Source organism: Spongiactinospora sp. 9N601 (assembly GCF_044326295.1).
GTDB lineage: Bacteria > Actinomycetota > Actinomycetes > Streptosporangiales > Streptosporangiaceae > Spongiactinospora > Spongiactinospora gelatinilytica.
In genome coordinates, this window is sequence record NZ_JBIRBB010000007.1 from 216,737 (window position 1) to 228,329 (window position 11,593).

At 70.5% G+C, this 11,593-nt stretch carries 11 protein-coding genes; 5 read left to right on the forward strand and 6 right to left on the reverse strand.

Features of this window, described 5'->3' with window-relative positions:
- Nucleotides 1-181: 181 nt before the first annotated feature.
- From ACH34R_RS18405 to ACH34R_RS18425, 5 genes are all read left to right on the forward strand, one after another.
- The gene (locus tag ACH34R_RS18405; RefSeq protein WP_397562646.1) at nt 182-2,065 is read left to right on the forward strand and encodes a B12-binding domain-containing radical SAM protein; all 1,884 of its coding nucleotides are present in this window, start codon (nt 182-184) and stop codon (nt 2,063-2,065) included.
- A gap of 17 nt (nt 2,066-2,082) precedes the next feature.
- Nucleotides 2,083-2,337, forward strand: coding sequence for a hypothetical protein (locus ACH34R_RS18410; RefSeq protein WP_397562647.1), 255 nt, complete (start codon nt 2,083-2,085; stop codon nt 2,335-2,337).
- Between the two features lie 14 nt (nt 2,338-2,351).
- Nucleotides 2,352-3,425 (forward strand): aldo/keto reductase, encoded by a 1,074-nt coding sequence (locus ACH34R_RS18415; RefSeq protein ID WP_397562648.1) that lies wholly within the window; start codon nt 2,352-2,354, stop codon nt 3,423-3,425.
- A 10-nt stretch (nt 3,426-3,435) separates the two neighbouring features.
- The gene (gene cyaB / locus ACH34R_RS18420) at nt 3,436-3,999 is read left to right on the forward strand and encodes a class IV adenylate cyclase (protein ID WP_397562649.1); all 564 of its coding nucleotides are present in this window, start codon (nt 3,436-3,438) and stop codon (nt 3,997-3,999) included.
- 454 nt (nt 4,000-4,453) lie between these two features.
- Complete coding sequence (locus ACH34R_RS18425) at nt 4,454-5,410, forward strand: carbohydrate kinase (protein ID WP_397562650.1); 957 nt, start codon at nt 4,454-4,456, stop codon at nt 5,408-5,410.
- 6 nt (nt 5,411-5,416) lie between these two features.
- Here ACH34R_RS18425 and mnhG read toward each other — a convergent pair whose 3' ends face one another.
- The 6 genes from mnhG to ACH34R_RS18455 all read right to left on the reverse strand — a co-directional run bounded on the left by mnhG (nt 5,417) and on the right by ACH34R_RS18455 (nt 11,565).
- Nucleotides 5,417-5,758 (reverse strand): monovalent cation/H(+) antiporter subunit G, encoded by a 342-nt coding sequence (mnhG, locus tag ACH34R_RS18430; protein ID WP_397562651.1) that lies wholly within the window; start codon nt 5,756-5,758, stop codon nt 5,417-5,419.
- Nucleotides 5,755-6,018 carry a monovalent cation/H+ antiporter complex subunit F gene (locus tag ACH34R_RS18435; RefSeq protein ID WP_397562652.1) on the reverse strand — a complete coding sequence of 88 codons (264 nt, stop codon included), beginning with the start codon at nt 6,016-6,018 and terminating at the stop codon, nt 5,755-5,757. The genes mnhG and ACH34R_RS18435 overlap by 4 nt, the downstream gene beginning before the upstream one ends.
- Nucleotides 6,015-6,494 carry a Na+/H+ antiporter subunit E gene (locus tag ACH34R_RS18440; protein WP_397562653.1) on the reverse strand — a complete coding sequence of 160 codons (480 nt, stop codon included), beginning with the start codon at nt 6,492-6,494 and terminating at the stop codon, nt 6,015-6,017. The genes ACH34R_RS18435 and ACH34R_RS18440 overlap by 4 nt, the downstream gene beginning before the upstream one ends.
- Nucleotides 6,495-6,517: 23 nt before the next feature.
- A complete protein-coding gene (locus ACH34R_RS18445; RefSeq protein ID WP_397562654.1) occupies nt 6,518-8,062 on the reverse strand; it encodes a Na+/H+ antiporter subunit D in 1,545 nt (514 codons plus the stop codon).
- Between the two features lie 93 nt (nt 8,063-8,155).
- Complete coding sequence (locus ACH34R_RS18450; RefSeq protein WP_397562655.1) at nt 8,156-8,743, reverse strand: Na(+)/H(+) antiporter subunit C; 588 nt, start codon at nt 8,741-8,743, stop codon at nt 8,156-8,158.
- Nucleotides 8,740-11,565: a Na+/H+ antiporter subunit A gene (locus tag ACH34R_RS18455; RefSeq protein WP_397562656.1), complete on the reverse strand. Its 2,826-nt coding sequence runs from the start codon at nt 11,563-11,565 to the stop codon at nt 8,740-8,742. Before ACH34R_RS18455 ends, ACH34R_RS18450 begins: the two co-directional genes overlap by 4 nt.
- Between the last annotated feature and the right edge of the window lie 28 nt (nt 11,566-11,593).

An 11,593-nucleotide genomic window follows, 5' to 3' on the forward strand; every position in this document is an offset into this window, starting at 1 on the left:
CCTGTTATGGCCCCTGCAGATTGGGCCGTTTTCGGGGACGCCGCTTTTCGGCGGATAAACAGAAACCTGGTCGCGGTAACGACCGGGACCTTTGGGACGTCTACCTGAGGCCACCACGCGTATGAAAAGCGGGAGGCCGACCACATAACCGCGAACTGGCGGAAAACGGTCACAAGGAGTGATGACGAGCGTGCGAACTGGCCATGCGCAGACTCCAGCCGAAAGGCTGAAGGTCCTTCTTCAGACCGCCGTACCCGAACTGGCCTATACCCACGAGGCCGCTTCGGAACTGGAGTGCCTTCTGATCGAGCCCAGCCGCTTGCGTGCCCACTTGCAACACCTCCTCGGCCGATCGGTCGCTCAGATCCATGTCACCGGCCCGTTGGACCGACGTTTGATATTCCTCCAGCACCAGGGCGCCGCCTGGCTGGTCGCAGACCTGTCCGGAGAGCCCCACAACAGCCGGATCTGGCCCGCGTGGACGATCGGTCACCTGGAGCTGGAGAGCCCGGACAACTGGCTGTCGCAGGCTGAGCTGGACGACCATGCCGCGTACCGACTCGCGCGCCCTCGCACGCTGCTGGCAGCGCTCTACCATCCCGAGTACTTCCCACTACCACGCTTCCCTCTGGGGATCAGTGCCCTGGCACGGGCGGCCCGCTCCACCCTGCTGGGCGAGGTCAGCCTGACCGACATGCAGTTGAGTGTCACACTGTCCGACCTCAAGCGGGCGGTCATCGACGTCCCGCCGGACATGCTCGGCATCTCAGCCACCTTCGGGCAGCACGACCTCATGGCGGAACTTCTGGACACGGTGTACGGCCTGCCAAACCCGCCCCTGGTCATCGCCGGGGGTAGCCTCACGGCCCGCAACGAGGCGCTCCTACTCAACCGGTATGGAGACTTGCTGGTCGCCCGAGGAGCCGGAGAGCCGACCATCGCCGATCTCCTAGCCCACTGGCATGGCGACCTGGCCCAAGATCAAGTCCGCGGAATCGGCTTCAACGGTGCGGCCCGAGGAGCCGGGACCATGACCATCGGCCGACACCGCACCGCCAAGCCGACCAGCCGCACGCAGGACGACATCCTTCCCGAGTTGGACCTGTTGCCCGCTACCTTCGAGCACCATGGGGTGGCCCAGCTCGAAGCCTCGCGCGGCTGCACCAATTTCTGTTCGTTCTGTCCGCGCGGCCACAAGGGGCAATGGTCCGGGGCAGAACCGGCCCTGTTCCCCCAGATTCTTCAGCAGATGGGATATGTCTTCGGCCGCTACCCAGGTATCTCCCGAACCCTGTATCTCGTGGATGAGGAGTTCGTCGGGCGAGGGGCGGACGCCGTCCCACGCGCGCTGGAGATGGCGAACACCCTGCACCACGCAGGCTTCCAGTGGGAGACGAGCTGTCGCATCGATCAGGTGGTTCGCCTTGACCATGACCGCGCCTGGCACGAAGAACGCGCCGCGATGTGGCGAACCCTGGTCGAGCGGGGACTTCGCCGCTGTCTGTTCGGGGTGGAATCCGGCGTGGACTCGATCCTCGCCCGTTTCAACAAGGAGACCACCGGCGAACAGAACGTCCTGGCGATCCGCACGCTTTCGGCCCTGGGCGTGCCCACCCGCTTCACGTACATCACCTTCGACCAACTCATGACCTTCGAAGAGCTGAAAGCCACCTACACCTTTCAGGGCCGCACAGACCTCCTGCTGAAGCCGTCTCCGCGCTTCTCACCCGAGCAGATCGTCGAGGGCGTCCGCGATCCGGAGTTCGTGGCCGACATCGCCACCGGCAGGCCATTCCACAGCGGCATCTCCTACATGCTGGTCTCGATGGAGTGCCTGATCGGCGCGGCCTACACCAGACAGGTCCAGGCCGCTGGCCTGACGGGTGCCATCCAGCCGTCGATGGGCCGGCAGGCCGCGAGATTCGCCGACCTGCGCATCGGTGTGTGCAGCGAGTGGGCGCAACTTTGGGTGGACCGCAATTTCGCCCTGGACTACACGTTCAAGTCGCTGGAAAAGACCCTGGACGGTCGCGCCAGGCCGTACGGCAGGCCCGCACAGTCATGAAGGAGGCCGCCTACACCGTGTTCGGACACATGATCCGCGCCATTGAGGACACCCCGGCGACCCTGCCGGGCGCCGAGTTGCTGACCACGCGTCTGCACCGAGCCCTGGACGCCGAGATCGGCGCACTCAGCGCGTGCATGGGGCCGGTGGTCGAGCAGGTCTCCCGTGCTTTGCCGCTGGAGAGCGCGCGCCTCCTGGAGCAGGAGCACCGGCGGTGGGCGGACACGACCGGATGGCGACTCATCAACGCCGCAGACCCGTGCGGAACATGATGGGAGCGCACAGCATGCAGTACCGCCACCTTCCGGGACTCGCCCGGGACGTCTCCGCCATAGGCGCCGGCTGTTGGACGATCGGGGGCCTGGCCAGCAACCGCGGGGTGCCCATCGGCTGGGCGGGCGTAGCCCCTGACGAGGCGTACGCGGCGCTGACCCGCGCCTTTGAGCAGGGCGTGACCCTGTTCGACACGGCCGACGTCTATGGCCTGGGCCGATCAGAGCGTCTCCTGGGTCGGTTGCTGGCCCAGGTGGACAGGGGCCAGGTTGTCGTTTCAAGCAAGGTCGGCTACTTCGCGGGTACCGCACGACACCCGTACCAGGAGCGGCAGATCTTGCACCAGTTCGAGACCACCCGCGAGAACCTCGGCACCGAGTATCTGGACGTTTACTTCCTGCACAGCGCTGATTTCGGTCCGTCCGACTGCTACCTGACGACAGCGGTGGACACCCTACGCCGTCTTCGGGCAGAGGGACTGATCCGGGCCATCGGCATGAGGGCACCCCACGAGTTCGCCGAGGAATGGGCGACCCACTCGGGTCATCCGCAAGCGACTGAGACGGCCAGGTTTCTGAAGTTGTTCGCATTCATACAGCCCGACGTGGTGACCACACGCCACAACCTGCTGAGCCCTGCGTACACGCCCGGAGAGACCGACATCTTCGCCTTTACCCGCAAGCATGCGGTAGGCGTGCTGATGAAGCAGGTCCTCGGCCAAGGGCTCCTCCTGGGGGCCTACAGCCCGGACACGCCGCCCTCCTTCCCACCTGGCGACCACCGCCATGGGGACGCCCGATTCGCCGGCCCAGCCGTGCAAGCCATTCACGACGGCTTGGCAGCCCTCGGCGGACGATTCGGCCAGCGGCCCGCCGACCTGGCGCGCGTCGCCCTGCACTTCGCCCTCCAGGCGGACCCGAACGCAGTGGCGCTGGTCGGCTTCCGCAACCCCGAGCAGATCATCGGCAGCGTCGAAGCACTCGGGCGACCCCTGAGCCTCGCGGACATTGACGAGATCCGCCACCTCACCGAGCCTCTTCGCGCCATGCTGGCCAAACTCCCCTCCCCAACCGCACACAACCGATAGGAGCAAGCTCATGAAGTACGTCGAGGTCGAGCAGAAGTTCCAGCTCCTCAGCCAGCCGGACGACCTTAAGGCCACGCTCGCCAAGCGCGGGGCCAAAGCCGGACAACCCACCCGCCAGGTGGACACCTACTTCAACGCCCCGCACCGTGATTTCCTCGGCGGGGAGGTCGTCTCCGAATGGCTGCGCATCCGGGAGGAGGAGGGGCACGCTTCCCTGAACTTCAAGCGGTGGTACCCGCTGGAGGCCATGATCAAGACCCACTGCGACGAGTACGAGAGCGTCGTCTCCGACGCCGAGGCCGTCCGACGCACCCTCGCGGCCTTGGACTTCACCGAGATGACGGTCGTGGACAAGACCCGCGAAGAGTGGCTCCTGGACGAAATCGCCCTGGCCTTCGACAGCGTGGCCGGTCTCGGTGACTTCGTCGAGTTCGAGTTCAAGGGCGAGGCCGAGAATGCCGACGAGGCCAACGCCGCGATCACCGCATTCATCGACGGACTCGACATCCAGCTCGGCGATCGGATCAACGCCGGCTATCCCCACATGACCTTGGGCCTCCCCCCGGCGAGCTGAACGCGGCCAAGGCGCAGGACACTCCCCGGGCGACACCGCACGCGCGAAGCGCGGGCCTGGAGAACAGGCCGAGCGTCAGCGAGGTCCAATGCGCGCGGAGCGCGGCCCCTCGGGCGAAGCCCGTCCCCATGCGCGCGGTAGCGCGCAATGAGGCGACGCGCGGCAGCGCGGCGCCGGAAAGTACAGGCCGAGCGGAGCGAGGTCCAACAGGTGCGCGAAGCGCGGCTCTTCGGGCGGAGCCCGGCCTCTGCGCGCGGGGCGCGGCCCTCTCGGGCGAAGCCCGTACAACGCGCGGAGCGCGGCCCTCTCGGGCGGAGCCCGGCCCCTCGCGCGGAGCGTGGCTCTTTGGGCGGAGCCCGTACAACGCGCGGAGCGGGGCTGGCCGCCGGAGGCGGGACGGGGTGGGGGGTGTGTCAGAGTGGTCGGGTCGTTCGTGTGGATGGAAGGGGCGGGTATGACCGGGGGCATCGTCACCGTCCTGGGCGAGAACGTCGCCGACACCTTCGCCGACCCCGCCCAAGGCCCCACCGGCACGGACGGTGAGCTGATGCTGCGGGTGCTCCCCGGTGGCAGTCCCGCCAACACCGCCGTCGCGCTGGCCCGCCTCGGCACCCGCACCCGGTTCCTGGGCCGATTCTCCAACGACGTGTTCGCCAGGGCGTTCCGGGACCGGCTGACCTCCTCGGGGGTCAAGCTGACCGGCAGCGTGCGAGCCGCCGAGCCCAGTACGCTCGCCGTCGCCACCCTCGACGAGCGCGGCGGCGCGGCGTACTCCTTCCACGCCGACGGCACCGCCGACTGGCAGTGGACCGCCGAGGAGTTGCCCGCGCACGCCCTGGACGAGGCGGTGTGCCTGCACACCGGTTCGATCGCGCTGGGCCGCCCGCCCGGCGGGCGGGTGATCGAGGAGTTCGCCGAGGCGGCCCGGTGGCGGGCGACGATCTCGATCGACCCGAACGTCCGGCTGCCCCTCGTCACCCTGGACGGCCTGCGCGACCGGCTCCCGTACTGGTGCGCCCTCGCCGACGTGCTGAAACTGAGCGACGACGATCTCGCCATGCTCTACCCCGGCTGGACGATCGAGCGGGCCTGCGACGAGTGGCACGCGGCCGGGGCCGACCTGGTGGTGGTGACCAGGGGCGCGGAGGGTGCGGTGGCGTCGCTGCGCGGGGAGCGGGTGGCGGTGCCGGGGTTCCGGGTCGCGGTGGTGGACACGGTGGGGGCGGGCGACGCGTTCACGGCCGGGTTGCTGCACTGGCTGAACGAGGAGCGGCTGCTCGGCGGCCGGCTGACCGGGCTGGAGATCGGCCAGGTACGCGAGGCGGTCGGCTTCGCGGCCCGGGTGGCCGCGCTGACCTGCTCGGTCGCCGGGGCGAACCCGCCCTGGGCCGACGTGCTCCCTTCCTCCTGACATCCATCACGACTCCGACAGGTCACGGCTGAGTTCGTCGGTGACCAGCAGGTCCGCCCGCACCCGCCCGGACCGGTACGCCGCCCGCCCCACCATGTGCGCCGCCACCGGAGCCGTCATCAACTGGAAGATGGCGACCAGCAGCAGGATCCCGATGTCCAGCGGCGCCTCCGCCCGCAGCCCGATCGCGAGCAGGGTCGCCATCAGCCCGATGACCTGCGGTTTGGCCCCAGTGTGCAGCCGTGCCAGGGTGTCGGGGAAGCGCAGCAGCCCCACCCCGGCCGTCAGCGAGAACAGCGCGCCGAGCAGCAACAGCACCGCCACCAGTACGTCCAGCACGACGCTCACTCGCTGTTCCTGCGCACCGCGAAGCGGGCCACCGACACCGACCCGACGAACCCCACGATGGAGACCACCAGCAGGATCGGCAGCGTGGCGGTGTAACGGTGGTAGGCCGCCTCCAGCCCGATCCCGACCACGGTCACCGCGATCAGCACGTCCAGCGCCAGCGCCCGGTCCAGCCGGCTGGGGCCGGTGATCAGCCGGATCAACGCCAGCAGCCCGGCCAGGCCGAGCATGGTGGTGCACACCCCCACGACCACGGTCACAGGACTTCCCTTCTGTCGTCCGCCGTACCGATCGCCCGGATGACCCGCTTCTCCAGGTCGAGCGCGTCCTGTCGTGCCTTGTCCAGGCCGCCCTGTTCGTCCACGCCGAGGACGTGTACGTACAGCGTCTGCCTGGACCTCCTGACCTCCACGACCAGGCTGCCGGGCAGCGCGGACAGCGCCAGCGCGGTGAACACCATGGTCAGGTCGCTGTGGGTGCGCAGCGCCACCGCGATCACCGCGTTGACCGGCGGCGGGCCCGGGCGCAGGGCCTGCCAGGCGACCCGGGTGCCGGACCGGGCCATGTCGAGCGCGAACCAGCCGAGCAGCCGCAGGCAGCCGCCGATCCGGATACGCGCGCCCGCGCCGACGTGCGGCAGCCGGGACAGCGCGGCCACCAGCAGGCCGACGGCCAGGCCGGACAGCGCGTTGGCGGCCGAGAGGTTGCCCCACAGCAGGATCCAGATGACGGCCATGCCAACGACCGGCGCAACGACCCTCATGGCAGTACCGCCGTCAGGTAGGCGCGGCGGTCGAGGAGTTCGGTGGCGGCGCGGTCGATGTAGCCGGCCATCGGGCCGGCCGCGACCGTGAACGCGGTCGCGAAGACGATCAGCGCCGCCGCCGTACCCACCATGGTGCCGGGGGCGGTGGTGGCCACGATGCCGGTGCCGCTGAGCCCGCGCCGGCCCTCGATGATCTGGCCGCGTTCCGGGAGTTTGCCCCGGTCGCCCCAGAACGCACGGTTCCACAGGTGGCACATCGTGTAGAGCGTGAGCAGGCTGGTCAGCAACGCGACCCCGACCAGCGCGTACGCCGGCCAGGTGCCCTCCTGGACCCCCGCCCGCAACAGCCACAGCTTGCCGAGGAACCCCGACAGCGGCGGTATGCCGGAGAGGTTCATCGCCGGGATGAAGAACAGCACGGCCACCAGCGGCGACACCCGCGCGAGCCCGCCGAGCCGGTCCATCGAGGTGCTGCCGCCGCGCCGTTCCACCAGCCCGGCGACCAGGAACAGCGTGGTCTGCACGGTGATGTGGTGGGCCACGTAGAAGATCGCCCCGGCGATCCCGGCCCGGGAGGCCAGCGCGATGCCGAACACCATGTAGCCGATGTGGCTGACCAGCGTGAAGGACAGCGTCCGTTTGATGTCGGTCTGCGAGACCGCGCCCAGGATGCCGACCAGCATCGTGCAGGCCGCCGCGACCAGCAGGAGTTCGGTCAGCGCCTCGCCGGGGAACAGCAGCGTCTGCACGCGGATGATCGCGTACACGCCGACCTTGGTGAGCAGCCCGGCGAACACGGCGGTGATCGGCGCGGGGGTGGTCGGGTAGCTGTCCGGCAGCCAGGCCGACAGCGGGAAGACCGCCGCCTTGATCCCGAAGGCCACCAGCAGGGTCAGTTGGAGCACCAGCCGGACGTCGGGCGGCAGGTCCGCGAGCCGTACGGCGAGCTGGGCCAGGGTGAGCGTGCCGGTCGCCGCGTAGCACAGCGCGACCCCGATCAGGAGGATCACCGAGGACAGGATGCCGACCACCACGTAGGTCATGCCGGCCCGCACCCGGGCCGGGGTCCCGCCCAGGGTGATCAGCACGTAGCTGGCGGTCAGCAGCATCTCGAAGGCGACGTAGAGGTTGAACAGGTCGCCGGCCATGAAGGCGTCGGCGACCCCGGCCAGCAGGACCAGGAACGACGGGTGGAAGATCGCCAGCGGGGTGCTCTCGTCGTTGTCGGACGCGCCCTGGCCGATCGCGTAGATCAGCACGCACAGCGTGATCACGCCGGAGACCAGCAGGATCAGCGCCGCCAGCCGGTCCACGACCAGCATCACCGCGATGGGGGCGGGCCAGCCGCCGGGGTGCATGGTCTGCGGGCCGTAGCGGTCGGTCTGGTGGACGAGTACGGCGGCGATCACCACGACGGCCGCGAGCACGGCGACGCTGATGCCGCGCTGCACGCGTACCAGCCGCTGCGCGAGCGCCAGCCGCAGCCCCGCCGCCAGCAGCGGCAACACCACCGGCAGCGGCACCAGCACGTTGTTCACGGCCCACCCCCGAACAACAGCTCGTTGCTCACAGCCCGCCCCCGAACACCGGCACGCTGCTCACGCCCCACTCTCGAACACCCGGCACATGGTTCATGGCGAGTCCTCGCCCATCGTGGTGTCCATGCCGCCCTCGGGGTCGTCGGCGGCCATCTGGCGTTCCCACTCCTCGCGCATCCGCCGCCGCAGTTCCCTGCGCTCCCGCCGTACCGTGCCGCGCAGCCCGAGCCGCGCCCGCAGCCCCGCCCGGAACCCCTCCTCCGCGTGGATGCGGCGCATCCGCTCGACCTCCTCGCGGACCCGGTGCCTGGCCAGCTCGCGTTCCACCCGGGCGATGACCCTGCGGTCCTCCTCGTCGTCGCGTACCTCGTCATCGCCGGTCAGCCGCATGGCCCGATGCGCGAGGGACAGCAGGAACGCGGTGAGCGCCAGCGTGATCACGATCGCGGTCAGGATCATCACCTGCGGCAGCGGGTCGCTGATGCCCTCCGAGCCGAACAGCCCCCGGATCGGCGGCCGGCCGGTGACCCCGCCGGACAGCAGGATGAACAGGTTGGCCCCGTTGCCGATCAGCACCACGCCGAGCACGATCCTGGTGAGGCTGCGTTCCAGCAGCAGGTAGATCCCGCTGCCGGCCAGTGTCGCCACGGTGGCGAGGACCAGCAGGTCCGGGCCGCTCACGCGGTGATCACCTCCTCGCCCTCCTCCTCGACCTGCCGGTCCAGTTCGTCGCCCATGGCCCGCAGTACGTCGAGCACCACGCCGATGACCACCAGGTAGACCCCGATGTCGAAGGCGAGCGAGGTGACCAGGTGGATCTCGCCGAGCACCGGCACCCGCCAGTGCAGCACCGTCTCGTGCAGCACGCTGCCGGTGAGCGCGAGCCCGGCCAGCCCGGCCACGGCCATCACCCCGAGGCCCGCGCCCTGGCACACGCCGGGGCCGATCGGCATGGCCTCGGCGAGTTCGTAGCGGCCCCCGGCCAGGTAGCGAACGGTCAGCGCGAGCCCGGCCACCAGCCCGGCGGCGAACCCTCCGCCGGGCGTGCCGTGCCCGCTGAACAGCAGGTAGATCGACAGCACCAGCATCGGATGGAAGATCAGCCGGGCGACCACCTCGAACATGATCGACCGGCGTTCGGGGGACAGCGTCTCGCTGCCGCGCAGCCAGGTCGTGGCCGCCGCGTCCTCCGGCGGCTCGCCGAAGGAGCGCAGGCCGGGCAGCGACCAGGTGCCGCCGGGGGCCTCGACCGTCCTCGGCAGCCTGGGCCGGCGGCGCACGAAGATCAGCCCGGTCACCCCGGCCGCCGCGATGAGCAGCACCGAACTCTCCCCCATGGTGTCCCAGGCGCGCAGGTCCACCAGGGCGATGTTGACGATGTTCGTGCCCCCGGCCTCACGGGCGGCCTGCGGGTAGGCGGCGGAGATCGGAGGCCAGGCGCGGGCGTTGATGGCGACGTACCCCATCGCGGCGACCAGCAGGCCGGCCGCCACGCCGAGCGCCGCGTTGACCCGGCGCATGCCGACGTACTGGCGTTCCACGAACCGGGGCGGCAGCCGGCGCAGTACCAGCACGAACGCCACCAGCGTCACCGTCTCGGTGAGGAACTGCGTCAGCCCCAGGTCGGGCGCGCCGTGCAGGACGAACATGGTGGCCGTGCCGGTGCCGGTCACCGCCGCGCACAGCACCGCGGGCATCCGCCAGGACTGGAGGGTGGTGGCGAACGCGGCCAGGCACACCAGCCCGGCCACGACGATCTCCGCGGGGACGTACCAGACCCGCGCCGCCCCGGGCCAGGGCACCCCCGACACCAGCGCCGCGCCGGGCAGCACCAGCAGCGCGAACAGGATGTAACGCAGGTAGACCGGCAGCGAGCCGCGCTGGGTGAACCGGGTGGCCTGGTCGGCGGCGAAGTCCAGGCCGCGCATGATCAGCCGGAAGGTGCGCTCGGCGTCGATCGGCGGGTGCAGCCGGTCCTGCACACGGGCCACGAAGAACCGGGCCAGGAACAGCGCGACCCCCACGGCCAGCACCACGGCGGACAGCAGCAGCGGCACGGTGAAGCCGTGCCACAGCGCCAGCGGCTCGTCCGCCGGTCCGGCCGGATAGGCCATGCCGTACCCGGCCAGCCATCCGTCGATGACCGGCGCGAGCGGCCCGAGCAGCAGGCTCACCACCGCGAGCAGTACGACGGGCCCGGCGAGTACCGTCCCCGGAGGGTGTACCGCGACGGGCCGGACGCCCTTGTCCGCGAACGCGCCCCACACGAACCGCACGCTGTAGGCGACGGTGAGCGCCGACCCCGCCGCCAGTACCGCGAGCACCGGCGGATCGGCCAGGAAGGCCGCGAACGCCGCCTCCTTGCCGACGAACCCCGCCAGCGGCGGCACCCCGGCCATCGAGGCCGTCAGCAGCACCGCCGCCGCGCAGGTGATCGGCATGGACCGCCCCACGCCGCTGAGTTTGCGCAGGTCGCGGGTGCCGGTGGCGTGGTCCACGATGCCGACGACCATGAACAGCCCGGCCTTGAACACCGCGTGCGCGATCAGCAGGTACGCCCCGGCCTGGGCGGCGGCCCGGCCGCCCGCGCCGAGCAGTGCCGTCAGGAACCCGAGCTGGCTGACCGTCCCGAAGGCCAGCAGCAGCTTCAGGTCGTGCTTGCGCAGCGCCCGCCAGGCGCCCACCAGCATGGTGGCCCCGCCGAAGACCAGTACGACCGGCCGCCAGACCGGATCGGCGGCGAACGCCGGGGCCAGCCGGGCCACCAGGTAGACCCCGGCCTTGACCATGGCCGCCGCGTGCAGGTAGGCGCTGACCGGGGTGGGCGCGGCCATCGCGCCGGGCAGCCAGAAGTGGAACGGCACCAGCGCCGACTTGCTCAGCGCGCCCACCAGGATCAGCGCCAGGGCGACCGGCACGGCCGGGCCCGCGGGCGGCGCGGCCAGGATCTCCGAGATCCGGAACGTGCCCGCGCGCAGCCCCAGCAGGACCAGCCCGCCGAGCATGGTGAGCCCGCCCGCCGCGGTGACCACGATGGCGGTGAGCGCGGCCCGCCTGCTGGTGCGGTCCTCGGCGTCGTAGCCGATCAGCAGGTAGGAGAAGACGGTGGTGAGCTCCCAGAAGACGTAGAGCAGGATGAGGTCGTCGGCCAGTACGAGGCCGAGCATCGCCCCGGCGAACGCGGTGAACTCCCCCGCGAAGGCGGGCAGCCCCGGCCCGCCCGGGGTGAAGTAGCGCCCGCAGTAAACCAGGATCAGCGCGCCGATGCCCGCGACGATCAGGGTCATCACCAGGGCGAGGGTGTCCATCCGGAAGGCGAGCTGGACCTGTAGCCGGGGCACCCACGGCACGACCTGCTCGTGCGGCACGGGCACCGCGAGCGCCCACAGAGTGACGGCGGCGGGCACCAGCGCGACCAGCCAGAACGCCCGCAGCCCCAGGGTGCGCAGCGCGGTGGGCGCGAGCACGGCGGCGGCGAAGAAGGCGGCCACGGCAAGCAGCATCCGCTCAGTTCACCTACGCCCCCGCGCC